21 protein-coding genes and 1 pseudogene are annotated in these 23,065 nt (G+C 70.9%); 12 read left to right on the top strand and 10 right to left on the bottom strand.

Annotated elements, in window-relative coordinates; genetic code table 11:
• Positions 1 to 160 precede the first annotated feature (160 nt).
• On the bottom strand, positions 161 to 1,423 hold the full coding sequence (locus NE235_RS38480; RefSeq protein WP_252810254.1) for a C39 family peptidase: 1,263 nt from the start codon (positions 1,421 to 1,423) through the stop codon (positions 161 to 163).
• Positions 1,424 to 1,626: 203 nt separating this feature from the next.
• On the opposite strand from NE235_RS38480, the gene NE235_RS33560 reads away from it, so the two are divergent.
• Positions 1,627 to 2,325 (top strand): DUF4191 domain-containing protein, encoded by a 699-nt coding sequence (locus NE235_RS33560; RefSeq protein WP_252810253.1) that lies wholly within the window; start codon positions 1,627 to 1,629, stop codon positions 2,323 to 2,325.
• Positions 2,326 to 2,420: 95 nt separating this feature from the next.
• On the opposite strand, the gene NE235_RS33555 is transcribed toward NE235_RS33560, so the two are convergent.
• The gene (locus NE235_RS33555) at positions 2,421 to 2,885 is read right to left on the bottom strand and encodes an RDD family protein (RefSeq protein WP_252810251.1); all 465 of its coding nucleotides are present in this window, start codon (positions 2,883 to 2,885) and stop codon (positions 2,421 to 2,423) included.
• Positions 2,886 to 3,020: 135 nt separating this feature from the next.
• Between NE235_RS33555 and glnA the strand changes: the two genes are divergently transcribed.
• Positions 3,021 to 4,445: a type I glutamate--ammonia ligase gene (gene glnA / locus NE235_RS33550; RefSeq protein ID WP_252810249.1), complete on the top strand. Its 1,425-nt coding sequence runs from the start codon at positions 3,021 to 3,023 to the stop codon at positions 4,443 to 4,445.
• Between the two features lie 263 nt (positions 4,446 to 4,708).
• On the opposite strand, the gene NE235_RS33545 is transcribed toward glnA, so the two are convergent.
• Together NE235_RS33545 and NE235_RS33540 are read right to left on the bottom strand one after the other, a co-directional pair.
• Positions 4,709 to 4,858 carry a hypothetical protein gene (locus tag NE235_RS33545; RefSeq protein ID WP_252810247.1) on the bottom strand — a complete coding sequence of 50 codons (150 nt, stop codon included), beginning with the start codon at positions 4,856 to 4,858 and terminating at the stop codon, positions 4,709 to 4,711.
• A 112-nt stretch (positions 4,859 to 4,970) separates the two neighbouring features.
• Positions 4,971 to 5,411 carry an ArsI/CadI family heavy metal resistance metalloenzyme gene (locus NE235_RS33540; protein ID WP_252810245.1) on the bottom strand — a complete coding sequence of 147 codons (441 nt, stop codon included), beginning with the start codon at positions 5,409 to 5,411 and terminating at the stop codon, positions 4,971 to 4,973.
• Between the two features lie 112 nt (positions 5,412 to 5,523).
• Here NE235_RS33540 and NE235_RS33535 point away from each other — a divergent pair, with 112 nt between their 5' ends.
• The 7 genes and pseudogenes from NE235_RS33535 to NE235_RS33505 all read left to right on the top strand — a co-directional run bounded on the left by NE235_RS33535 (position 5,524) and on the right by NE235_RS33505 (position 9,823).
• Positions 5,524 to 5,910, top strand: a complete 387-nt coding sequence (locus NE235_RS33535) for an ArsR/SmtB family transcription factor (RefSeq protein ID WP_252810243.1) — start codon at positions 5,524 to 5,526, stop codon at positions 5,908 to 5,910.
• Positions 5,907 to 6,314 (top strand): annotated as a pseudogene (locus NE235_RS33530) (arsenate reductase ArsC); the annotation flags it as partial. The gene NE235_RS33535 and the pseudogene NE235_RS33530, both read left to right, overlap by 4 nt.
• Positions 6,315 to 6,395: 81 nt before the next feature.
• Positions 6,396 to 6,890: a GNAT family N-acetyltransferase gene (locus NE235_RS33525; protein ID WP_308206192.1), complete on the top strand. Its 495-nt coding sequence runs from the start codon at positions 6,396 to 6,398 to the stop codon at positions 6,888 to 6,890.
• A 103-nt stretch (positions 6,891 to 6,993) separates the two neighbouring features.
• Positions 6,994 to 7,491: an HAD domain-containing protein gene (locus tag NE235_RS33520; RefSeq protein ID WP_252810233.1), complete on the top strand. Its 498-nt coding sequence runs from the start codon at positions 6,994 to 6,996 to the stop codon at positions 7,489 to 7,491.
• A gap of 26 nt (positions 7,492 to 7,517) precedes the next feature.
• A complete protein-coding gene (locus tag NE235_RS33515) occupies positions 7,518 to 7,925 on the top strand; it encodes an OsmC family protein (protein ID WP_252810231.1) in 408 nt (135 codons plus the stop codon).
• 232 nt (positions 7,926 to 8,157) lie between these two features.
• Positions 8,158 to 8,991: a phosphatase PAP2 family protein gene (locus NE235_RS33510; protein ID WP_252810228.1), complete on the top strand. Its 834-nt coding sequence runs from the start codon at positions 8,158 to 8,160 to the stop codon at positions 8,989 to 8,991.
• A 13-nt stretch (positions 8,992 to 9,004) separates the two neighbouring features.
• The gene (locus tag NE235_RS33505; RefSeq protein WP_252810226.1) at positions 9,005 to 9,823 is read left to right on the top strand and encodes a phosphatase PAP2 family protein; all 819 of its coding nucleotides are present in this window, start codon (positions 9,005 to 9,007) and stop codon (positions 9,821 to 9,823) included.
• Between the two features lie 74 nt (positions 9,824 to 9,897).
• Here the strand turns inward: NE235_RS33505 and NE235_RS33500 are convergent, their stop codons facing one another.
• Both NE235_RS33500 and NE235_RS33495 read right to left on the bottom strand, forming a co-directional pair.
• On the bottom strand, positions 9,898 to 10,938 hold the full coding sequence (locus tag NE235_RS33500; RefSeq protein WP_252810224.1) for a hypothetical protein: 1,041 nt from the start codon (positions 10,936 to 10,938) through the stop codon (positions 9,898 to 9,900).
• Complete coding sequence (locus NE235_RS33495; protein WP_252810222.1) at positions 10,931 to 11,518, bottom strand: hypothetical protein; 588 nt, start codon at positions 11,516 to 11,518, stop codon at positions 10,931 to 10,933. Before NE235_RS33495 ends, NE235_RS33500 begins: the two co-directional genes overlap by 8 nt.
• Before the next feature lie 696 nt (positions 11,519 to 12,214).
• Between NE235_RS33495 and NE235_RS33490 the strand changes: the two genes are divergently transcribed.
• Positions 12,215 to 12,952, top strand: a complete 738-nt coding sequence (locus NE235_RS33490; RefSeq protein ID WP_252810220.1) for a WxL domain-containing protein — start codon at positions 12,215 to 12,217, stop codon at positions 12,950 to 12,952.
• A 398-nt stretch (positions 12,953 to 13,350) separates the two neighbouring features.
• The gene (locus NE235_RS33485) at positions 13,351 to 14,409 is read left to right on the top strand and encodes a Vgb family protein (RefSeq protein WP_252810261.1); all 1,059 of its coding nucleotides are present in this window, start codon (positions 13,351 to 13,353) and stop codon (positions 14,407 to 14,409) included.
• A 67-nt stretch (positions 14,410 to 14,476) separates the two neighbouring features.
• Here NE235_RS33485 and NE235_RS33480 read toward each other — a convergent pair whose 3' ends face one another.
• From NE235_RS33480 to NE235_RS33470, 3 genes are all read right to left on the bottom strand, one after another.
• Positions 14,477 to 15,997, bottom strand: coding sequence for a N,N-dimethylformamidase beta subunit family domain-containing protein (locus tag NE235_RS33480; RefSeq protein WP_308206191.1), 1,521 nt, complete (start codon positions 15,995 to 15,997; stop codon positions 14,477 to 14,479).
• 115 nt (positions 15,998 to 16,112) lie between these two features.
• On the bottom strand, positions 16,113 to 19,112 hold the full coding sequence (locus NE235_RS33475) for a bifunctional [glutamine synthetase] adenylyltransferase/[glutamine synthetase]-adenylyl-L-tyrosine phosphorylase (protein WP_406567658.1): 3,000 nt from the start codon (positions 19,110 to 19,112) through the stop codon (positions 16,113 to 16,115).
• A gap of 115 nt (positions 19,113 to 19,227) precedes the next feature.
• Positions 19,228 to 20,814 carry an MDR family MFS transporter gene (locus NE235_RS33470; protein ID WP_252810216.1) on the bottom strand — a complete coding sequence of 529 codons (1,587 nt, stop codon included), beginning with the start codon at positions 20,812 to 20,814 and terminating at the stop codon, positions 19,228 to 19,230.
• Between the two features lie 135 nt (positions 20,815 to 20,949).
• Between NE235_RS33470 and NE235_RS33465 the strand changes: the two genes are divergently transcribed.
• On the top strand, positions 20,950 to 21,516 hold the full coding sequence (locus NE235_RS33465; RefSeq protein ID WP_252810214.1) for a TetR/AcrR family transcriptional regulator: 567 nt from the start codon (positions 20,950 to 20,952) through the stop codon (positions 21,514 to 21,516).
• A gap of 66 nt (positions 21,517 to 21,582) precedes the next feature.
• On the opposite strand, the gene NE235_RS33460 is transcribed toward NE235_RS33465, so the two are convergent.
• A complete protein-coding gene (locus NE235_RS33460) occupies positions 21,583 to 22,944 on the bottom strand; it encodes a glutamine synthetase family protein (RefSeq protein WP_252810213.1) in 1,362 nt (453 codons plus the stop codon).
• Between the last annotated feature and the right edge of the window lie 121 nt (positions 22,945 to 23,065).

Below are 23,065 nucleotides of genomic sequence, written 5' to 3'. Positions count from 1 at the left end.
CTACCGCGCCGGACGCCTCTACCAGCAGGCCATCACCGCCCGCCAGGCCGGCTAGGGAGTATTTCGTGGACCCGGACGCAGGGGAACGCCCCGGCCGCGTGCGGCCGGGGCGTTCCTCTCTTCCTGGGGACAGAAGCCTCTGGGTCCTAGGCGGGCGCCGTCACCAGTTCTTCTCGACGCCGGAGACGTGCGGCGGGAGCCGGTGGCCGGGCGGGTACATGATGTAGGCGATGCCGCCGCTGGAGGAGCTGCGCTGCCAGACGGTCTCGAAGGCCGCCCGCGGGTAGACGTGCCGCACGGCCGCGTCCGAGGGCGACGCCGGGTCGTTGATGATCGGGTCGCCGTCCTTGGTGAACCCGACGACCACGAACAGGTGGCCGTTCGTGCTGTAGCCGGCGCCCGGCAACTCCGCGGCCTTGAACGACTGCGAGGTCACGACCGGGACCCCGGCCTTGATGAACCGCTCCAGCTCGGTCAGTGACCGCAGCCGGGTGATGAAGCCGTTCAGGCCGAAGCGGGCGGCGTACGCCGTGTTGAACGGCCAGTTGCCCGCACCCTGGTAGTTGTGGTCGTAGACGTTACGGGCGGCGTAGTCGACCTGCGGGTCGGCGTAGGATCTGTCGACCCACGCGAGGTCCTTCCTGGACGGCCCGCGCCTCCAGTACGCGACGACCATCGAGGTCGAGGTCGGGCTGCACCACGCCTCGCCGCCGTTGTCGTACTCGGGGTACTGGCCCTTGTGGATCTCCTGGGAGTAGGCGGGCACCTTCAGCTCGATGCCCTCCGCGCCGCCGAGCGGGCTGACCGGCACGGTCGTACGGGACGGCACCAGCGAGGCCATCGCGCCGACCGAGCGCAGCACCGGGCGGACGTGCCTGCCGGGGAGCCGGTACAGCGTCACGCGCAGCTGGTAGGACGTGAGGGAGTTCTTGGCGACGAAGGTGTCGATGTCGACGTTGCCGTTGTCGTCCTTCTGTCCCGGCACCGAGGTGCGGTTGATGTCACCGCCCTCGCCCGGGTCGTCGGCCGCCCAGCGGCCCATGACGTACCACTTGGTCTCGGCTCCCGTGCCGGTGTGCCCGCGCATCTCCACCTGCAGCCAGCTGCCGTGCGGCGTGCTGGCGTTCCAGGACGCGATGAGCTGGCTCGCGCCGAAGCCGATCGAGACGTCCGGGGAGGTCCAACGGGCGTAGTCCCAGGTCTTGGTGCCCCCGCCGTACGGGTCCGTGTAGGTGGTGGTGCCGACGGGATGGGCGATCGTGAGCGCGCCCGAGCCCAGCCGGCGCACCCCCTCGGAGGCGCCGGCGGCGAAGTCGCGGGCCGACGTCCACTGGTGGTAGGCGACGCGCGACCGGCCGGCGGGGGTCACCTCCGCCGAACCGGGCGTCGTGGTCGCCACGACCGCGGCGAGACCGGCTGACACGAGAAGCGGAACCTTCCATACCGAAGCACGTACATCGGACCACGCCATGACGACTCCAAGAGCAGCGGAAACCTGCTCGGGACGCTAAGACGGCGGAGCGGATCATGTCAACGCTTTACGGCCCCTGTGGCTGGATAGAAATTTGTTAACGCCCGGCTGGCCCGCTTTCGACTCGGGTCCAGAACCCTCGTATCCTTCCATCCATGCCAAAGAAGCCCCAGGAAGGCACGCAGGACGAGCGCGCCGGTCGCGTCAAGCAGATCCGCATGGTCGCCTCGTTGGTCCACCAGGCCAACCCGAAGGCGATGCCGATCGTCTTCGCGTCCGCTCTCGGCGTCCTCGTCGTCTTCGTCGTCCTCGGGCTGCTCCTCGGCCAGGCGCTCTACCTCATCCCGCTGGGCGTCCTCGTCGCCCTCCTGGTCGGCATGATCGTCTTCGGCCAGATGGCGCAGCGCACCCAGTACTCCATGCTCGAGGGCCGGCCGGGCGCCGCCGCCTCCCTGGTGGAGAACATGCGGGGCCGCTGGGTCGTCACCCCCGCCGTCCAGGCCAACCGCAACATGGACGTCGTGCACCGCGTCATCGGCACGCCCGGCGTGATCCTGCTGTCGGAGGGCCCGCGGTCGCGGGTCGGCAAGCTGATCGGCGCCGAGAAGAAGCGCATCTCCCGAGCCGCCTCCGAGGTGCCGATCTACGACATCCAGGTCGGCTCCGAAGAGGGGCAGATTCCGATCAGCAAGCTGCAGCGCCACCTGACCAGGTTGCCGCGCAACCTCAAGAAGGAGCAGGTCAGTGAGCTGATCGACCGGCTCAACGCGCTGCCGCAGGCGATGCAGATGCCCAAGGGCCCGATCCCGAAGGGCGTCCGGATGCCGAAGGGTCCTAAGCCCCGCACCCGGTGACCGCGCACCCGGTGACCCGGCTCCCGCCGGCCCCGGCCCAGGACGCGGCCCCCGGAACCGTACGGCTCTGACCTGTCGCCTCGGAGCCGTACGGCTCAGATCCGCACGACGACGGCGTTCGCGGCGCGGTCGTGCAGGCCGCGGTGGTCGCGGTCCCAGATGAGGGCGGGCACGACCAGCACCAGCAGCAGCGCGCGCACGAAGGCCCACAACGGACCGACCGGGCCGCCGCCGACGCGGACGACCCGCAGCCCGCACAGCCGCTTGCCCACCGTCGTCCCGATCGACCCGGTGAGCAGCCACGCCATCACCCCGAACACCAGCAGCGTCAGGAGACTACGGGTCTGCGCTCCCACGTGCAGGGCGCCCGCGAGGACGGCGGCGATGGCCAGGGCGATCACCCAGTCGAGCACCAGGGCGCCCAGCCGCCGGCCGTACCCCGCCACGGAGCCCGCTCCCTCACGCGGGAGGCCCATCCGCTCACCGGGATACCCGAGCTCCACGCCCGCCGCGCGAGCCCCTTCGATCCATGATCCGATCGAGCGCCGACGTTCAGTCATACCCACAAGCTATCCATCGAACCGCGTTCGAACGGCTTCGGGTCGGCCGTAACACACGCGAAACACATGGGACATGGCATGGAAACGGCGGGCACCTAACGTTCTAACCGCACTAGAGCGCCCCAAGGAGGTTGGATGTTCAACAACGCCGAAGAGGTCCTGAACTTCATCAGGAGCGAAGGGGTGCAGTTCGTCGATTGCAGGTTCACGGATCTGCCCGGCACCACGCAGCACTTCACGTTCCCGGTGGAGAACTTCGGAGAGAACGTCTTCACCGACGGGCTGATGTTCGACGGCTCCTCCATCCGCGGGTTCCAGGAGATCCACGAGTCGGACATGCTGCTGCTGCCGGACCCGTCGACGGCTGTGGTCGACCCGTTCCGCCAGCACAAGACGCTGAACCTCAACTTCTTCGTCCACGACCCGCTGACCGGCGAGCCGTACACCCGTGACCCGCGCAACGTCGCCCGCAAGGCGGAGGACTACCTGCGCGGCACCGGCATCGCGGACACCGCGTTCTTCGGCCCGGAGGCGGAGTTCTACATCTTCGACGACGTGCGCTTCGAGACGAAGGCGCACGAGTCGTACTTCCACATCGACTCCATCGAGGGCGCGTGGAACACCGGCCGCAAGGAGGACGGCGGCAACCTCGGCTACAAGCCGCGGTTCAAGGGCGGCTACTTCCCGGTGCCGCCGATGGACCACTTCACCGACCTGCGCTCGGAGATGGTCCGCCAGCTCATCGAGTGCGGCATCGAGACCGAGATGCAGCACCACGAGGTCGGCACCGCCGGCCAAGCGGAGATCGACGTCCGGTTCGACACGCTGCTGACCATGGCCGACAAGATGATGCTCTACAAGTACATCATCAAGAGCGTCGCCCGGCAGCACGGCAAGACCGTGACCTTCATGCCCAAGCCGATCTTCGGTGACAACGGCTCCGGCATGCACTGCCACCAGTCGCTGTGGAAGGACGGCTCGCCGCTCTTCTACGACGAGGTCGGCTACGCGGGCCTGTCCGACACCGCCCGCTACTACATCGGCGGCCTGCTCAAGCACGCGCCGTCCCTGCTGGCCTTCACGAACCCGACGGTGAACTCCTTCCACCGCCTGGTCCCGGGCTACGAGGCGCCGGTCAACCTGGTGTACTCGCAGCGGAACCGCTCGGCCTGCGTCCGCATCCCGATCACCGGGTCGAACCCGAAGGCCAAGCGCCTGGAGTTCCGCGTCCCGGACCCGTCCGCCAACCCGTACCTCGCGTTCGCGGCCATGCTGATGGCCGGCCTCGACGGCATCAAGAACAAGGTCGAGCCGCCGGAGCCGGTGGACAAGGACCTGTACGAGCTGCCGCCTGAGGAGGCGCGCAACATCCCGCAGGTCCCGGGCTCGCTGGAGGAGGTCCTGGCCGCGCTCGAGGCCGACCACGACTACCTCCTCGAGGGCGGCGTGTTCACGCCGGACCTCATCGAGACGTGGATCGCCTACAAGCGCGAGAACGAGCTGGACCCGATCCGGCTCCGCCCGCACCCGCACGAGTTCGAGCTGTACTACGACGTCTGATCCGACGGACGCCGAGCGAGCGCCCCGCCACCCGTTCGAGTGGCGGGGCGCTCGCATGTCATGAACCGGGGCCCGATCGGTTCCGGTGCTCTGCCCGCCGTAGCATCAGCAGCCTGTCGGCGAGCAGAGCCTTCTCGGCCTCGCGGACAGCGGCGGCGCGTTCGTAGTCCCGGCCATCGACGGCCTCCTCCTTGCGTCGCCGGAGTTCCGCGATCCGCTCGTCGAGCCGCCGGACTTCGGGCCGAGAAACGGGCCGTGGCTCCTCACGGACGTTCGTCGTCGTACTCGGCGCAGCCATAACACTGGACGGCACCCAGCCGTGCCCGCACAGCGGTGATCTTCTCTGTGCTGACACCCTGGCTGCCGAGCGCCGCCGCCTGAGCCTGTGCGGTGAAGTGCTGGAGATCGGTCATCGCTCTCTCCTATCGGCTCGGCCGCCGGGCCTTCCGCTTCCGCCGAGACTTCCGGTGGGCCCGACGACGAGGATCCACGGCGCGGATGAGCTTAGGCTCCCCCGCCTCGTGTTCAGCGACCGGCGGAGGACCGATCCTCGGGGGCGGGGAGGCAGCAGGTCGATCCGGTGGGCTTCTCGAGGGTGCCGGCGTCGGCCTTGACGACGTAGACCTCCCACGGCTCGGAACCGGGGCCGCGCACCCAGACCTTGTCCTGCACCGCGTAGCAGCAGGACGTGCCGGTCTCCTCGACCGTCGCCAGGCCGGCCCCCTTGAGGCGCTCGGCCGCGGCGGTGACCTGGTCGGTGTCCTCGACCTCGACGCCGAGGTGGTCCATCCGGGTGTCCTCGCCGGCCTCGCCCTCGATCAGGACGAGCTTGAGCGGTGGCTCGGCGACGGCGAAGTTGGCGTAGCCGGGCCGGCGCTTGGCGGGTTCGGTGCCGAAAAGCCTGGTGTAGAAGGCGACGGAGGCCTCCAGGTCGGCGACGCGCAGGGCGAGCTGGACACGGGACATCGGATGGTCCTTCCGCTGGGGGTACGGGCAGGTCACGCTTGATTAGATGAATGTCTAATTAGGCGCCGCCGTCAGTTTGCGCTGCTGCATAGACACGTGTCAAATTAGACCTATGTCGAACCATGGGACGGCACTGATCGACGTCGCGGCGGCCGAGCCGGGGGCGTGCTGCGCGCCGCTGGCCTGCGAACCGCTGTCCACCGGGGAGGCCGATGAACTGGCACCGCTGTTCAAGGCGATCGCCGATCCGGTCCGGCTGCGCCTGCTGTCGCTGATCGCCTGTCACGACGGCGGAGAGGCGTGCGTGTGCGACCTGACGTCGGCGTTCGAGCTGACGGCCCCGACCATCTCGCACCACCTCAAGGTCCTCAGGCAGGCCGGCCTGATCGACTGTGAGCGCCGGGGCACCTGGGTCTACTACTGGATCAATCCCACCGTGCTGACACGGCTGTCGGCCCTCCTGCGCCCCCGGCAGGCGTTCGGGGCGGTGGAGGCATGACGGCCGGGCCCGAGACCCCCGAGGTGCTGTTCGTCTGCGTGCACAACGCCGGACGCTCTCAGATGGCCGCCGCGCTCCTCGCCCATCACGCCGCCGGGCGGGTGCGCGTACGCTCCGCCGGCTCCGCTCCCGCGGAAGAGATCAATCCCGCCGTCGTCGAGGTCATGGGTGAACTCGGCATCGACCTGTCCGCGGAGTCCCCCAAGGCACTGACCGGCGACGCTGTCCGCGCGGCCGACGTGGTGGTCACCATGGGCTGCGGTGACTCCTGCCCGGTCCTCCCCGGCCGGCGGTACCTGGACTGGCGGCTCCCCGATCCGGCGGGCAGGCCGGCCGACGAGGTCCGTCCGATCCGCGAGGAGATCGACCGCCGGGTCCGGGCCCTGCTCGACGAACTCCTTCCCGCCCCACCGGATGCGACGGCGCCGCCGGACGACCGGGCCACTCGTCCGCCGGACGGCCGGGCCACCGCTCCGCCGGGCGTCATGGTCCGGCCGATGCGCGGCGAGGACGCCGATGAGGTCCTGGCGATCTACCAGGCGGGTCTCGACGGCGGCGACGCCAGTTTCGAGACCGAGGCACCGACCTGGGACGCCTTCGACCGGGCCAGGCTTCCGGAGCACCGGTACGTCGCCACGGACACGACCACGGGCCGGATCCTGGGCTGGGTCGCGGTCACCGCGGTGTCCGGCCGCTGCGTCTACGCGGGGGTCGTCGAGCACAGCGTCTACGTTCAACCCGGCCACCAGGGCCGCGGCGTCGCCGCCGCGCTACTGCGGGCGCTCGTCGACTCGACGGAGGCCGCCGGGATCTGGACGATCCAGTCCGGCGTCTTCCCCGAGAACACGGCCAGCCTGCGGCTGCACGCCAGGGCCGGGTTCCGCACCGTCGGGATCCGGGAACGCCTCGGCCGGCACCACGACCGCTGGCGGGACGTCGTCCTCATCGAACGGCGCAGCGCCAGGGCCGGAATCTCCTGACGCCCGGGCTCGGCTCGCCGGTCAACGGGAGCACGGAATTTGATCGATCATTTCTGCCGCTGGACACTGGCCGGAGTTGATCGACTGACATAGCGTCCGATTCATGGACACGCCGCTGGTGCTGCTCGACGTGGACGGTGTTCTCAATCCCCTGCAACGCTCCCCCGGCTATCAGCGGTACCGGGCCTCCCCCGACGGGGTGGTGTACCGGCTGCTGCTCAACCCGCGGCATGGTCCGCTGCTGACCGGCCTCGCGGCCGACACCGGCGCGGAGATCGTCTGGGCGAGCTACTGGAGGGACGCGGCGAACGACTGGATCAGTCCGCGGGTCGGGCTGCCGTCCCTGCGGCACGTTCCGATTCCGCGCCACGATCCGGAGTTCTCCCTCGGAGCGTGGAAGGCCCGGCATGTGGCCGCCTGGGTGGGCGAGCGGCCGTTCGTCTGGCTGGAGGACGAGCCGGATGTCACGAACGCGCTCACCGAGGAGAAGGAGCTGGGCCCGTACCTCGTCGTTCCGGTGGATCCGCTGCACGGGCTGACCGAGACCCATGTGGACCAGGCGCGCGCCTGGCTGGAACAACTCATCCGGGACCATGGTTGACGACAGCGACCTACAGAGGAGGAACCATGGCTTCGGTTCGGGTGGAGCGTACCGACGACGGAGGCTTCGTCGCCCGGAACGACCGCGGCGCGGAGGTCGCCTTCGGGGGCTCCGACGAGGACGGCGTCTTCACCCCGGTCGAGCTGCTGCTCGCCGCGCTGGGCGGCTGTGAGATCGTGACGGTCGAGCCGCTCACCGCCAAGCGCGGTCACCGGCTGGTCAGGCTCGCCGCGACGGTGGCGGCCGAGAAGGTCGCGCCGACCAAGCTCGGCACGATCACCGTCACGTACGACGTCGAGCTCCCGGAGGGGGACGACAAGGCCGCGCAGGTCTTCACCGAGGTCGCGCACCGCGTGCACGAGAACCACTGCACGGTCGGCCGCGCGCTCCGCGAGGGCACCCCGTCCGAGCAGGTGCTGCCCCCGCTGTCCTGATCCGCGCCCGGGCCGGCCGGGAGCACCGGTGGACACCCGCGGCGCCCGCGGCGGGCCGGATCGGACCACGTTCCGTGCACGCGCGATGGCGCGTACGCTCGTTACCGGTGCCGTGGGACCCGGCGAAGAACGGCATCCCCCCTGAGGACTAGGCGCGTAGTCTCCTGGGTCGAGTCGCAGACCATTCCTGGGCATGATCACAAAAGGATGCGGCTCGTCGAAAATCGACAGCATGGCCCAGCTAGCCGCTCCCCGTCCCCGTCCCGTCGAGAAACAGCCCGGCGCGTCGTCCGTGCCGTCGTCGGCGCCACGGCTGTGGCGCGAGCTCATGCTGGCCGCCGCCTTCTACTGCGCGTACACGCTCGTCCGGGTGCTGATTCCGCACGACGAGCCGATGGCGTACGCGCACGCGTCGCAGATCCTGCGGTTGGAGCACGCGCTGGGCATCGACGTCGAGCTGGACCTCAACCACGCGCTGCTGCGGGCGCCGTCACTGGCCAGGCCGGCGAACTGGTTCTACGCCACCGCCCACTTCGCGGTCACCCTGACCGTGCTCGTCTGGCTCTACCGCCGGCGGCCCCAGCACTTCCGCCGGCTGCGCAGGGCCCTGATGGCCGCCACCGGCATCGCACTGCTCGGCTTCTGGCTGTACCCCCTGGCACCGCCGCGCTTCCTCGGCGGCCGCGGGTTCGTCGACCCGGTGGTGGCGCTGCACAGCTTCGGCCTCTATTCGTCACCGGAGGCCGGTTCGCTGACCAATCAGTTCGCGGCAATGCCGTCAATGCACGCGGGGTGGGCTTTGTGGTGCGCGGTCGCGGTCGTCACACTTTCGAGGCGTCCCTGGGTACGGGCGCTCGCCGCCCTTTACCCCGTCGTGACAATTCTGGTGATCTTCTCGACCGCCAATCATTACGTGCTGGACGCGGCGGCAGGTGTTCTGATCACCGCGTCCGCGCTGCTCATCTGCGGGCTTCCCCGGCCGAAGGCGACGAGGACCGGACCGGCGAAAGATCACAAAGTGACAAACAAGACAAGGATTACCGACGGGTCACCCGATTCGATCTGAGACCATGGGGATCATGTCAAGGTCGGCCGTGGCGCCGGTCGCCACGGGCGACCTGACGGGGGCGCAGGCAGGCGGCAGAGCCGCCGGGCGCCCCCGCTTCTATCGCGAGATCCTGCTCATCCTTCTCTGCTACGGCGCCTACTCACTGGTACGCGACCTCGTGCCGCGCAACCACACGGCGGCACTGAACCGCGGGCATGACATCCTCCACCTCGAGCGCCTGCTGCACCTGAACATCGAGTCGTCGATCAACCGGCTGTTCACGGACGAGCGCTGGCTCGGGATGAGCGCGAACTACTACTACGCGAGTCTCCACTTCATCCTCACGATCGGCGTGCTGGTCTGGCTGTATACGCGCCATCCCGAACGCTATGTGTTCTACCGGCGGCTGATCTTCGCGACCACGGTGCTCGCCCTCATCGGGTTCTGGCTGTACCCGCTCGCGCCGCCGCGCATGATCCCCGGGTTCGTCGACACGGCGCTCAACGTCGGCGGCGGCCTGTACGAGTCCAGCGCCTCGCCGGTCGCCTCGGTGTCCAACCAGTACGCCGCCATGCCGTCGCTGCACACGGGATGGTCGCTGTGGTGCGCGATCGCCATCGCCGATGTCACGCGACCCAGCCGGGTCCGGTGGCTGGCGTACTGCTACCCCGCCGCGACCGTCTTCGTGATCCTCGGCACGGCCAACCACTACCTGCTCGACGCCGTCGGCGGGGTGGTCACCCTGACCGCCGGATACGCCGCGACCCGGACGGTACGGGTCGTGGTGCCGCGTCTCGGCCCGGTAGCCCGCGTCTTCTCCACCGACACGGGCGGGTCGGCCGCGCCCTGACCTCGCCGCCGTCACGCCGCGCGTCTGCCTCGCGTCGCCTCCGTCCCCGGCGGAGCGCGGGTGGCACCCGAGGCTCAGGTGGCGCCGGGCCTGCGACGGATACTAAGCCGGCGGACGATGAGGACGATCCCGCCCAGCACGGCCGACAGGAAACCGGCCAGGGTGAGGGTGAGGGTCATCGTGGACGGCCGCGTGAAGGCGGCCAGCCCGCCGGCGACCGTGGGCTTCGCGGCGAGGGTGAGCGTGCCGGTGGCGGTTCTAGCGACGCGGCCGCTGTGAAGGGTGAGCCGGTAGTTCCAGGCGCCCTGCGGCACGTCGGGCCCGATCGGGACGGTGACCGGCGCCTGCTCGCCGGGGGCGATGGTGGTTCCGCGCGGGATGGTGAAGGGACCGGCGGCCAGGCGGCTGGGACCGCCGGTCAGCCACAGTCGCCCCTCGGGGTCGATGGCGCGCTGGCCGGTGTTGGTGACGGTGGCGGTCAGGAGGTGGCGCCCGTCGGGGGTGGGCTGTGCCCGCAAGGGGCCGATGCGGAAGTCCGAGGGCGGTTCGGCGCCGGGACCCACGTGAAGGTACACGCGGGTCCCGACCTGGTTCACCAAGGTGACGTTCCCGTGGGGCCCGGCCTCCGCGGAGGACACCTGAGCCCAGATCACGGCGTAGCGCTCCCCCGGCTGAGCCCAGTCCGGCACCGCGAACCTGGCGGTCACTAGGGCGTCGGCGTGTGCGGGGATGGTGCGCGTGGTGTGGTCGAGGTGGATCCAGGAGCTCAGCTCGTTGCCCGGGGCGTCCGGCGGGGGGAAGGTGAAACGGTGCCGGGTGATCCTGGCGGCCCCGGCGTAGAGCCGCAGGTGCTGGGGCCGATCGGACGTGTTGTAGAGGTGCAGGTGCCGGGTGAAGGTCGTACCAGGGTTCACGTGGTCGTCGACGTACAGGCGCGCGCGCGGATCGTCCAGTCTGCTGGCCGGAACGTCGGCGACCCCGATCGCGATGGAGTTCGGGACGTCGGGCTCCGGCACGGCGGTGGCGTGCACCTGGGCCGGGGCGGGCCCGGTCCAGGCGTACGCCGTCAGCAGGGCGGCCGCGCGGGCTCGCCACAGCGCAGGCGTGTCAGGCAACTTGGTGGTTGACCGTGCCGGTGTAGGTGCCGGCGACGGCCTGGGCGGGGATGGTGATGACCAGCGTGGGGTTCCAGGTGGCGGAGTTGTCGCCGGACCCGGTGGTCTTGCTGAAGGCAGTCCGGGACTGGTCCAGCGTGACGGCGGCCGCGGCGTCAGCCTGGCCAGGGACGAAAGTGCCCGTGCCGGTGGTGGCGGTGGCCGGGCCGGACCAGTACGCCACGTCGGAGGCCGGAACGATCTCGGCCGGGTCGTTGCCTCCGGTGGTGAAATTGGTCGCCGACACCGTGGCGGTCCAGGTCGCCGCCAGCGCGGCGCGCTGGTCGGCGACGGTGACGGCGCCGAGTTGCCCGGTGACCTGGTTGCCGGGCGCGTTGCCGCCGAGATTGACCGGCCCGCCGGGCACGTTGATCGTCAGCGTGCCCGGCGCGGTCACCGAGAACGTCACCGTGGTGGGACAGGTGGTCGAGGCCGGACAGGTACCGGCCCAGCCCCGCGGAGCGGGAGGGGCGATGAGCAGGGCCGCGGTAAGGGCGGCCCCGCCGGCCAGGGCGATACTGAGACGGCGTATTCCAGACAACGTCCCGATTCCTTTCGAATCACGCCCTGCTGTGGTCCGCCGGGCTGATGCAGGCGATCGGATTGTGCCACCCGATCAGGCCGGTGAAACTGTCCACGCGCACGGCCGGTGAATCTTGGCCGGCGCTTGATGACCGGCTCGCCGGCAAAGAGAGACGGACCGATCCGATAGGCGATGGATGAGACCCATGCACCTCCTGCCGGAATAGATGCTTTATCCGTCCGTTGCGACCGACCGCCTTCTGGGGCATTGCGCCGGAATCGAGCATGAACGCCACCGGTCCAACGCGGAGAATCCGGGCCCAGGCGCGGAACGTGCGCGGGGTGAGGTCTTTGTGCGTCATTTGCCGCCGGAGGGTCCTGCCGGACGACACCGTCCCGATTCCGCGATCTAGGCTGCCAGCAGCCTCGTTGGAAGCGGAGACGGCCCCCGGCGCGATGGTCATGAGACGGATCGGTGAATCTGATGAGCCACTGCCACCCAGCCGGACTCCTCGCGGCTGCGGTCGCGCTCGCCATCACCGCAGGCGCTCATCCGGCCTCGGCCGCGCCCGGCGGCCACACCCCGCGGGGCGGGGGAGCGCCTCACCCATCGCCGTCGCCCGCCTCCTGCCCACCGGGGTCGGCCGAGCGCGCCGCGCGCGTGGGCCCGGCGTGGTCGTCCCCGGCGCCCAGGGGGGCGGCGCTGCCCAGACCCGTGAGACGCCTCCCGGCCTCCGGCCCGCGGACGACCGACGCCGAAAGGCCCTCCCGGTCGATCCCCCCGTCCTCGGACTCCCCCGATCCCCCGCTCTCGGACTCCCCCGATCCCTCGGCCGAGCCGACCGGACGCGAGGGGCCGGAGGCCGCTCTCCCCGACGAGGTGCCCCGGCTCGCCGCGTTCCTCACCACCGTGAAAAGACGGGAACACCGGACGCCGGGGCGTCGAGGCGTTCCCGAGGCGGCCGGTGCGCCGTGTGCGGCCGGGCATGCCCGGCCGGCACGCCGGCCGGTCGCCGCCGCGCTGGCGAACACACTGACGATCACCGTGCTCGACTCGGCGAACCTGGGCAGCGCCGCTCGCGGCAGCACGCTCAGCGCGTCGATGGGCACGGTGACCGTAACCGACAACCGGCCAGGGGTCGCGGGCTGGACCGCGACGGTCACGGCCACCAAGTTCACCACCGGCGGCGGAACGAGCGCCGAGACCATCCCCAACAGCGCCGTGGCCTACTGGTCCGGCCCGGTCACCGCCTCCTCCGGTGGCGGCACCCGTGTCGCCGGGCAGACGACCGCGGCGCAGCGCGTCCCCTTGTCGGGGACGGTGACCGCCTTCACCGGAGGCAAGACGACGGGGCTCACCAGCACCAGTTGGGCCCCGACGCTGGTCGTCACCATCCCGGCCTCGGCCGTCGCCGGCACCTACACGGGCACCGTCACCCACGCCGTCGCCTGAGCCCGCGCCGATCTCCGCCGCGGCCCGGACGCGCGGCCATCGGGGCCGCGGACACTCCCCGCGCCCCCGAACCCGTTTCCCATCGCCGGAGCCCGGTGACCGCCGCAAGGCCGACGGGCCCGATTAATTGACGGACTCATGACCGGACGGAAGCATATCCGTCCGCGCCGCGGGAGATATTCGGACCGCCGGACCTGATGCGTATCCGCAATGGCACCCGGAACAGGCCGCCAAGCGCCCGCCGAGACACGACGAATCCGGAAGATTCGCCATCTCAAGTCCCGAGATATCGCCTGGCCGCCCGCCTGCTCATTTCATCCTTCAATGGAAGGCATCTCATGCGTCACAGATTTCCGCCGTTCAGACAGCTGTGCGCGGCCGTATCGCTGGTCCTGGCGGTGAACACACCCGTGTACGCGGCCGGCAACGCACACGCCGTGCCCCGGCTCGACCGGATCCGCCCGTGGGTGAAACTGTGCCTCACCCTCAAACGGATGCCGCGTCACCGCGCCATCCGCTGCCACTTCCCGCCCTCGAGGCCGACCGGTGCTCCGGCCGCGGCGCGGATGCGGCGGGCACCGACGTTCAGCGAGCTGTCCATCCCCACCAGCCCGGCCGCGCCCGTCGGCATCACCCTCGGTCCCGAGGGCGACCTATGGTTCGCCGAGAACTACGCCAACAAGATCGGGCGCGTCACCCTGGCCGGAGCGTTCGCCGAGTACGCGATACCCACCGCCAACTCCCAGCCCTCCCACCTGACCACCGGTCCCGACGGCAACGTGTGGTTCACCGAGCCCAACACCGGCAAGATCGGCCGGATCACCGGCACCGGCGCCATCACCGAGTACACTCTCCCGAACAACGACGCCTACCCCTGGGACATCGTCGCCGGCCCGGACGACAACCTGTGGTTCACAGACCTCGTCGGCAACCACGTCGGCACGATCACCACCTCCGGGACGATCACCGAGTACACCGTGCCGACCTCGGTCGCGTATCCCATGCGCATCACCAACGGCCCGGACGGCAACCTGTGGTTCACCGAGGCGCTCGCGGGCGGCATCGGGAAGATCACGACGTCCGGGTCCATCACCGAGTACACCCTGCCGAGCAGCGGCGCCATGCCCATCGGTATCACGAACGGCCCCGACGGCAAGCTCTGGTACACCGACGGCAACGGCAAGGTCGGCTCCGTGACCACCGGTGGAACGGTCACCGAGTACGCGCTGTCGGACCCCAACAGCTTCCCCTGGGCCATCACGACCGGCCCGGACGACAACCTGTGGTTCACCGAGCAGGTCGCGAACAACCTCGCGAGCATCACCACGGGCGGCACCATCAGCGAATACGCCCTGCCGACCAGCGTGGCCGGGCCGATGGACCTCACCGTCGCCCAGGACAACAGGATCTGGGTGACCGAAGACTACGTCGACAAGATCGCCACCGCCGCCGTGTGATGCACGATACGGCGAGCGGCCGGCCCGTTCCGCGGGCCGGCCGCCGTCCGGTTCCGGGTCGCGGGCCTCAGTCCAGGTCGGCGCCCTGCGCCATGCCGGCCCTGGCCGGCCGGATCTTCGCGAGGTTGTCCCGTACGGGGTGGGCCTGGCCGGCCGGGCCGGCCGCGAAGGCGCGCAGGACGTTCTCGGTGACCTTGGACACGAAGGACGCGGCCTTGCCGGTCACCCCGTGGCCGCAGGCCCGGCCGCGCATCGAGCAGACCCAGCGCATGGTCCCGGTGGCGAACACCCCGGCCCCGCTCTTGGTCGTGTAGTACGTCGCGTCGCTCGTCGTGGTGTACGTGCCGCACTGGATCGTCGAGTGGGCCAGCACCTCGATGGGCCGTGGGGTCGGGCCGCCCGCGGTCACCGCGTCGGACTCCGGTCCGATCACGCCGGGGAACTCATCCCCCTTGTGCGCGCCGGTGCCGGCGAAGACCCAGTTGTCCGGTCGGTACACCTTCCAGGCGCCGTCGGCGGGGAAGCAGGTGTACATGATTCCGATCAGGGCGCTCTCCGGGCGCGGTCTGGGCGACAGGCGCCAGTCCTGGGTCTTCTCGGCCGGGTCCTTGACCGGGTCCTCGTCGGCGCTCTTGTAGCAGACGACGAGGCGGTCGGGGCCGAGGGACGTCGGCTCGTACCGGATGTGCCGGTTGACCGCGTTGGCGCCCAGGAACGCGATGTTCATCCCGGCGTCGCGGGCCTTCGTCACCTCGTCGCGCATGGCGGTCGACCAGTACTCGTCGTGGCCGAGACTGACCAGCGCCCGGGCGCCGTCGAGCAGCCGCGGGTCGTGGTGGAGATCGTTGTCGGTCTCGTACGCGAGGGGCAGCCCGGTCCTCTCGGCCAGGGCGATGGCGGGCTGTTCGAAGGCCAGGAACTTCACCGCGCCGTTCCCGTCGTACGGGCGGTCGAAGCTGACCGCGCGGGACCGGCCGTCGAAGCCGCCCGGCCCCTGGTACAGGTCCCGGCCGCCCCACATGTTGTACGCCTGCCAGGTCGTCGTCCCGCCCAGGATGACGACCCTGCCCGCCGTGCTCGCCGACCGGACGGTGATCGGCACGAACCGCTGGGACCCCGAGTCGGCGTCGAGGCGCAGCAGGTACGCGCCTTCCGGCCAGCCGCGAGTGGAGACCGTGAGCGAGGGCTGCCACGGCGCGGTGACCGTGTGCGTCCTACCGGCCGTCTTCGCGGGCGCCTGCCGCCGCCCGGCCTGGTGCGGTGCGGCCCAGACCTTCCGCGCCTGGGCCCCGGCGTACCAGCCCATCCGGAAGGCGGTGACGGTGTAGCCCTTGGCTGTGGTGGAGACGAACAGCCGGAACGACTCGCCGGGCAGCACGCTCACGTGGTCCGCGAAGCCCTCGATGGCGTGCTCGGCGCCGACCTTGCGGACCTTCCAGGCCGAGGTTCCCGGCCGGCTGTTCTCGGCCACCGCGGGCGACGGGACGGAATGAGGGGTCCTGGACGGGCTCGCGGCCTCGTGATGCCCGCCGCCGCATCCGGTGAGGAGCAGGAGGAGGACGGCGACGGCGGCGACGGCCCGGTTCATGATCACGGTGAGGATTGTCGCGCATCGGCGCCTCCGCCGAGGCGCGGATGACCACGCGCCGGCCCTCGCCCGGCCTTCCCGGGCGTCCGGGAGCGGGCCGCCGGGCCGGTACCCCTCACGCACCCGCGTCGTCGCCGTAGAAGACGCGCTCGACGACGGCGCGGGCGTGGCGGGCGTGACGGCGGTAGTCCTCCAGCATCTCGCCGGAGGCGTCGTAGCCGAGCACGCGGGCCACGGCGGAGCGTTCGCGGTGGTGCTCGGTCGGCAGGAGGTCCGAGGCCCGGCCCCGTACGAGCATGACGGCGTTGCGGATGCGGGTCGCGAGCCGCCACGCGTCGGCGAGCCGTACGGCGTCCTCGCGGTCCAGCAGGCCGGCCGCCGCCGCGGCGTCGAGCGCCGCGAGCGTCCGCGTGGTCCGCAGCTCGGGAACGTCGTACGCGTGCCGGAGCTGGAGGAGCTGGGCCACCCACTCGACGTCGGACAGCCCACCGGGCCCCAGCTTCAGGTGCAGGCGGCGGTCCACGCCGCGGGGCAGCCGCTCGGCCTCCATCCGGGCCTTGAGCCGTCGGATCTCCATCAGGACGCGGTCGTCGATCCCGCCCCGCGGCCACCGCAGCGGGTCGATCAGCTCCCGGAACCGCGCGCCGAGGTCCTCGTCGCCGATCACCGGCGCCGCGCGCAGCAGCGCCTGGCTCTCCCAGGGCGAGGACCAGCGCCGGTAATACGAGGCGTACGAGTCGAAGGTGCGCACGAGCGGCCCCTGGCGTCCCTCCGGTCGCAGGCCCGGGTCGATGACCAGCGGCGGGTCGGGCGCCGGCAGGGCGAGCAGCCTCCGCAGTTCCTCGGCGACCGCGTGGGCCGCGGCGCCCGCCTCCTGCTCCGTGCCCGGCAGAGGATCGTGCACGAACATGACGTCCGCGTCGCTGCCGTACCCGAGCTCGTATCCGCCGAGGCGGCCCATCGCGACGATCGCGAACCTCGTCGGCAGCGGCGCCCGGCGCTCCATCTCGATCTTCTCGACGGCGGCCCGCAGCGCCGCCTCGATCGTGACGAGGGTGATGGCGGTGAGCGCCTCACCGGTCTCGCGCACGTCGAGGCGGCCGAGCAGGTCCGCGACCGCGACGCGCAGCAGTTCGCGGCGCCGGATGCCGCGTACGGCGGTGACGGCGTCCGCCGCCGGGTCGAGCTGCAGGCGGGCGGGGACGGCGCTCATGTGCCGGCCGACCGCGGCCAGCGCCTCCCCGCGCAGCGCGCCGGCCGAGCGGGGCGTCAGCTCGGCGTCACCGGCCAGCAGGGAGACGGCCGCCGGCGCGCGCAGCAGCAGGTCGGTGGCGTAGCGGCTGGAGGACAGCACGTGCGCCATCCGCTCGGCCACGGTGACGTCGTCGCGCAGCAGGCGGAGGTACCACGGCGTGGTGCCGAGCGCGTCGCTGACCTGCCGGAAGCCGAGCAGCCCGGCGTCGGGGTCGGGACCGTCGGCGAACCAGCCCAGCATGACGGGCAGCAGGGTGCGCTGGATCGAGGCGCGCCGGGACACCCCGGCGGTCAGCGACTCCAGGTGCCGGAGCGCGCCGTCCGGGTCGGTGTACCCGAGCGCCTCCAGGCGGGTACGGGCGGCCTCGCGGGTGAGGCGCGCCTCCTCCCCCGGCAGGCGGGCCACGGCGACCAGCAGCGGCCGGTAGAACAGCTTCTCGTGCAGGCGCCGCACCTCCCGGGCGTGCCGCCGCCACTCGGCGGTGAACTCCGCCACGGGGTCGGTCCGGAAGCCCAGGGCCCGGCCGAGGCGCCGCAGGTCGGCCGGGTCCTCGGGCACCAGATGCGTCCGGCGGAGCCGGTACAGCTGGATCAGGTGCTCGACGCGCCGCAGGAACCGGTACGCGTTCGCGAGGGCGGCGGCGTCGGCCCGGCCGACGTACCCGCCCCAGGACAGCTTCTTCAGGGCGTTCAGCGTGTTGGCGCCCCGCAGTTCCTCGTCGGTACGGCCGTGCACGAGCTGCAGCAGCTGCACCGCGAACTCCACGTCGCGCAGGCCGCCGGGGCCGAGCTTGAGCTGCCGTCCCGCCTGGTCCGGGTCGATGTGCTCCTCGACGCGGCGGCGCATGGCCTGGACGTCCTCGACGAAGTTGTCGCGTTCGGCGGCCCGCCACACCAGTGGGGCGAGCGCCTCGGCGTACTCCTCGCCGAGGTCACGGTCCCCCGCCACCGGCCTGGCCTTGAGCAGTGCCTGGAACTCCCACGTCTTGGCCCACCGCTCGTAGTACGCGCGGTGGCTCGCGAGCGTCCGTACGAGCGGGCCCGACTTGCCCTCGGGCCGCAGCGCGGCGTCCACCTCCCAGAGCGCGCCTTCGGCGGTGCTGGCCGAGCACGCCCGGATCATCCCGGACGCCAGCCGTGTCGCGGCCCGCAGCGCGGCGGTCTCGTCCTGGCCGGGCATCGGCTCGGCGACGAAGACGACGTCGACGTCGCTGACGTAGTTCAGCTCCCGCCCGCCGCACTTGCCCATGCCGATCACGGCGAGCCGGCAGGTGCCGGCCTGCTCGCCGAGTTCGGCGCGGGCGATGGCCAGGCCGGCCTCGAGCGCGGCGGCGGCGAGCTCGGCGAGTTCGGCCGCGACGTCCTCGACGTCCGTCACGCCTGTCAGGTCCCGGCCCGCCAGATGCAGCAGCGACCGCCGGTACGCGATCCGGAGCGCGACCGCCGGCTCCGCGACTCCGGCGCGGGGCGTGGGGTCGGCCGGGTCGGCGCCGACGGCGATCAGCAGCGCGGTCCGCAGTTCGTCGGCCGTGGGGCGCAGCAGCGCCGTGGGACCGGCGAGGACCCGCCAGTGATCGGGATGCCGGGCGAGGTGGTCGCCGAGCGCGGCGCTGACGCCTAGGACGGCGACCAGCCGGTGCAGGGCGTCCGGGTCGGCGGCGAGTTCGGCGCGGACGTCGGCCCGTTCCAGCAGCCGGAGCAGCCCGGCGAGGGCCAGGTCTGGGTCCGCGGCGGAGCCGAGGACGTCGAGCAGGACACCGCCGAGCCCCTGACCGGCGAGACGGCGCTGGGCCTCGGCGACGTCGGTGATGCCGAGGCGGGCCAGCCGGGCGGTCGTGCTCTCCGTACGGCGTTCGCTCACGATCAAAGGAAATCACGAACGCCCGGCGGACCCGCCGGGAGTGCCGGATCGGGCTCGTTGAGCGAAGAGGCCGGGAGTCCCCGGTGGGACTCCCGGCCTCCCGGGTGAGCCGGAATCAGATGGCCGGTTCGGTGAGGGTCTCCTCGGCCTGCTCCTTCGGTCCCCGGGCCGCCGAGCCGCGCAGTGGCACCTCGCGGATGAACCAGGCGAGGAGGAAGGCCAGGAACGCGACGATCGCTCCGCCGATGACCGTGCCGTGCAGGCCGTCGGTGACGCCGGCCTTGAACGCGTCCTGCACCGCCATCGGGAGCTTGTGCAGCAGCGCCGGCGTCACGTGCGCGCCGCCCGACGAGATCTGGTGGGCGGCCTGCGGGCCGAGCCGGTGGGAGATGGTGTCCTCAAGGCGGTTCGTGAAGATGGAGCCGAACAGCGCCACGCCGAGCGAGCCGCCCACCGTGCGGAACAGCGTGACCGAGCCGCTCGCGGCACCCATGTCCCGCAGTTCGGCGCTGTTCTGGGTGATCAGCATGGTGTTCTGCATGATGAAGCCCATGCCGAGGCCCACGCCGGCGGTCAGCGCCGAGCTCATCGCCGTGCTGGTGTCGACCTTGAGCAGAAGCAGCACGAGCATGCCCGCGGTCATCACCGCGCCGCCGATGATCGGGTAGAGCTTGTAACGGCCGTTGCGGGCGATCAGCTGACCGGTCGTCAGCATGACGACCAGCATGCCGAACATCAGCGGCAGGAGCAGCAGGCCGCTCGCCGTCGCGGAGGCGCCCTGGACGTCCTGCATGTACTGCGGGAGGAAGTTCACCGCGCCGAACATCGCCGCGCCGACGAGGAAACTCAGGATCTGCGCGACGGTGAAGTTCTTGTTGCGGAACAGCCGCGGCGGCAGGATCGGCTCGGCGGCGCGGGCCTCGGCGAGGACGAACAGGACCAGCGCCACGACCGACAGGATCGCCAGCCCGATGATCTGCCAGGATCCCCAGGGGTACTCCGTGCCGCCCCAGCTCGCGACCAGCGTGAGGGAGACGACGCCGACCGTGAGCAGGAAGGCTCCGAGGAAGTCGATCCTCGCCTTGATGTGCGGGGTGTGCAGGCGCATGCCGACCCCGGTGACGAGCAGCGCGAGCGCGCCGAGCGGCACGTTGACGTAGAAGGTCCAGCGCCAGCTCAGGTGGTCGGTGAGGAATCCGCCGATCAGCGGGCCGCCGACGAAGGCGATCGGCATCATGCCGCCGATGATCGCCTGGAAGCGGCCGCGCTCGCGCGGCGGAACGAGGTCACCGATGATCGCGAAGGCGCCGACCATGAGGCCGCCCGCCCCGAGGCCCTGGATGGCCCGGAACCCGATGAGCTGGCCCATGCTCTGCGACAGCCCGGAGAGCATGGAACCCGCGAGGAAGATCACGATGGACGCCATGAACATGCCCTTGCGGCCGTACAGGTCGCCGAGCTTGCCCCAGATCGGCGTCGCGGCCGCGGTGGCGAGGGTGTAGGCGGTGACGACCCAGGCGAGGTGGCTGAGGCCGCCGAGGTCGCCGACGATCGTCGGCAGCGCCGTGCCGACGATCAGGTTGTCGAGCATCGCGAGGAACATGCCGAGCATCAGGCCGATGATCGCGATGTAGATGGATCGCGTGCTTCTCGGCTCCGCCGCGCCTGGTGGCGCCGACTCCGCCGTGTTCGTCCCCGCCATCGATAACCTCTCTCTGTGGCCGAGTGCTTACTGTGGCCGAGTGCTTACTTGTCGACCGGCTAGTCTCTTTACCTGCCGTACGGTAAGTTAGGAACTAGCCGGTCGTCAAGTTAGTTGGTGTGGACGGAGTTGATCATGGGCGAACCCCGCGGCGACACCCGGGCGCGGATCCAGGCGGTCGCGCTGGAGCTGTTCGCCGAGCACGGATACGAGAAGACCTCGCTCCGCGAGATCGCCGAACGGCTCAACGTCACCAAGGCGGCGTTGTACTACCACTTCAAGACCAAAGAGGACATCATCGTCAGCCTGTTCGACGACGCCCTCGCCAGGCTGGACGACCTGATCGCCTGGGGCCGGGAACAGCCGCCGACCGTGGAGACGCGCCAGGAGCTGATCCGCCGCTACGCCGACCACCTGTACACCGCGGCGCCCGGAATCATGCGCTTCGCCCATGAGAACCAGGGCACGATGCGCGAGCTCGCGGTCGGCGAGAAGCTCAAGTGCCGGGTCCGGGCCCTGATCGGACTGCTCGCAGACCCGAAGTCCCCGCTGACCGAACGGCTCAAGTCGGCCATGTCGATCTTCGGGCTGAACATCGCGCTCTTCGCCTTCGACGACGACATCACCGACGAGGAGCGCCGCACCGCCGCCCTCGCCGTCGCGATGGAGATGATCGGCGTGCCTCGGGACGCCGAGAACTGACGCGCGCCCCGGCCCGAGCGGCCGGGGACACCGCCGGCCCGGCGACGGACCTCCCGGATCAGGGGCCTACAGGATCGACAGGTAGCGGCGGCGCTCGTACTCGGTGACCTGGCGGCGGTAGTCCTCCCACTCCACGCGCTTGTTACGCAGGAAGAAGTCGAAGACGTGCTCGCCGAGGACCTCGGCGACCAGCTCGCTGCGCTCCATGGCGGTGATGGCCTCGTCCAGGCTCTGCGGCAGCGGCTCGATGCCCATCGCGCGGCGCTCGGCCGCGGTCAGCGCCCACACGTCGTCCTCGGCGCCCGGCGGCAGTTCGTACCCCTGCTCGATGCCCCGCAGGCCGGCGCCCAGGATCACGGCGAAGGCGAGGTAGGGGTTGCAGGCGGTGTCCGGCGCGCGGAACTCGATGCGGGTCGCGTGGCCCTTCTGCGGTTTGTACATCGGCACGCGGACCAGCGCGGACCGGTTGTTGTGCCCCCAGCAGATGTACGGCGGGGCCTCGCCGCCGGCTCCGGCGGACGCGCCGACGCCGCCCCACAGGCGCTTGTAGGAGTTGACCCACTGGTTGGTGACCGCGGTGATCTCGGCGGCGTGCCGGAGCAGGCCCGCGATGAACGCGCGCCCGACCTTGGAGAGCTGGTACTCGGCGCCCGGCTCGTAGAAGGCGTTGCGGTCGCCCTCGAACAGCGACATGTGGGTGTGCATCCCCGAGCCGGGGTACTCGGTGAACGGCTTCGGCATGAAGGAGGCGTGCACCTCCTGCTCGAGCGCGACCTCCTTCATCACCAGGCGGAACGTCATGATGTTGTCCGCGGTGGTGAGCGCGTCGGCGTACCGCAGGTCGATCTCCTGCTGGCCCGGGCCGCCCTCGTGGTGGCTGAACTCGACCGAGATGCCCATCGACTCCAGCATCATGATGGCGTTGCGCCGGAAGTCGTGCGCGGCGCGGTGCGGCGTGTGGTCGAAGTAGCCGCCGAGGTCGACCGGCGTCGGCTCGCTGCCGTCGTCGGGCTGCTGCCCGAGGAGGTAGAACTCCAGCTCCGGATGGGTGTAGAAGGTGAACCCGAGGTCGGCCGCGCGGCCGAGCGTGCGCTTGAGGACGTAGCGCGGGTCGGCGAAGCTCGGCGACCCGTCCGGCATGAGGATGTCGCAGAACATCCGGGCGGTGCCCGGCGACTCCGCCCGCCACGGCAGCACCTGGAACGTCGACGGATCCGGTTTGGCGAGCATGTCGGCCTCGTACACACGGGCGAAGCCCTCGACGGCCGACCCGTCGAACCCGATGCCCTCGGCGAACGCCTGCTCCAGCTCGGCCGGGGCGACCGCGACGGACTTGAGGAATCCGAGCACGTCGGTGAACCACAGCCGGATGAAGCGGATGTCGCGCTCCTCGAGCGTGCGGAGCACGAACTCCTGCTGACGGTCCAAAACCGATCCCCTTCGATCCCTGCTACGACAACTCTGGCCTTCTATCAGTGTGCCGCGCCGATGTTTCGGCGACGTTACACGGCCGCGACGTGCGACCACCGTCCCCGGTGAGCCCCCGGCG

The organism is Actinoallomurus spadix (assembly GCF_024055725.1).
Classification (GTDB): Bacteria; Actinomycetota; Actinomycetes; order Streptosporangiales; family Streptosporangiaceae; genus Actinoallomurus; species Actinoallomurus spadix.
The sequence above is the reverse complement of the archived record's forward strand: the minus strand, read 5'-3'. Positions and strand labels throughout refer to the sequence as shown.

What these genes read in the sequence shown, in the direction of transcription:
- NE235_RS33560 (WP_252810253.1), top strand. Translation starts at nt 1,627, where the DNA reads ATGCCAAAGAAGCCCCAGGAAGGCACGCAGGACGAGCGCGCCGGTCGC.
- NE235_RS33555 (WP_252810251.1), bottom strand. Translation starts at nt 2,885, where the DNA reads ATGACTGAACGTCGGCGCTCGATCGGATCATGGATCGAAGGGGCTCGC.
- glnA (WP_252810249.1), top strand. Translation starts at nt 3,021, where the DNA reads ATGTTCAACAACGCCGAAGAGGTCCTGAACTTCATCAGGAGCGAAGGG.
- NE235_RS33545 (WP_252810247.1), bottom strand. Translation starts at nt 4,858, where the DNA reads ATGACCGATCTCCAGCACTTCACCGCACAGGCTCAGGCGGCGGCGCTC.
- NE235_RS33540 (WP_252810245.1), bottom strand. Translation starts at nt 5,411, where the DNA reads ATGTCCCGTGTCCAGCTCGCCCTGCGCGTCGCCGACCTGGAGGCCTCC.
- NE235_RS33535 (WP_252810243.1), top strand. Translation starts at nt 5,524, where the DNA reads ATGTCGAACCATGGGACGGCACTGATCGACGTCGCGGCGGCCGAGCCG.
- NE235_RS33525 (WP_308206192.1), top strand. Translation starts at nt 6,396, where the DNA reads ATGGTCCGGCCGATGCGCGGCGAGGACGCCGATGAGGTCCTGGCGATC.
- NE235_RS33520 (WP_252810233.1), top strand. Translation starts at nt 6,994, where the DNA reads ATGGACACGCCGCTGGTGCTGCTCGACGTGGACGGTGTTCTCAATCCC.
- NE235_RS33515 (WP_252810231.1), top strand. Translation starts at nt 7,518, where the DNA reads ATGGCTTCGGTTCGGGTGGAGCGTACCGACGACGGAGGCTTCGTCGCC.
- NE235_RS33510 (WP_252810228.1), top strand. Translation starts at nt 8,158, where the DNA reads ATGGCCCAGCTAGCCGCTCCCCGTCCCCGTCCCGTCGAGAAACAGCCC.
- NE235_RS33505 (WP_252810226.1), top strand. Translation starts at nt 9,005, where the DNA reads ATGTCAAGGTCGGCCGTGGCGCCGGTCGCCACGGGCGACCTGACGGGG.
- NE235_RS33480 (WP_308206191.1), bottom strand. Translation starts at nt 15,997, where the DNA reads ATGAACCGGGCCGTCGCCGCCGTCGCCGTCCTCCTCCTGCTCCTCACC.
- NE235_RS33470 (WP_252810216.1), bottom strand. Translation starts at nt 20,814, where the DNA reads ATGGCGGGGACGAACACGGCGGAGTCGGCGCCACCAGGCGCGGCGGAG.
- NE235_RS33465 (WP_252810214.1), top strand. Translation starts at nt 20,950, where the DNA reads ATGGGCGAACCCCGCGGCGACACCCGGGCGCGGATCCAGGCGGTCGCG.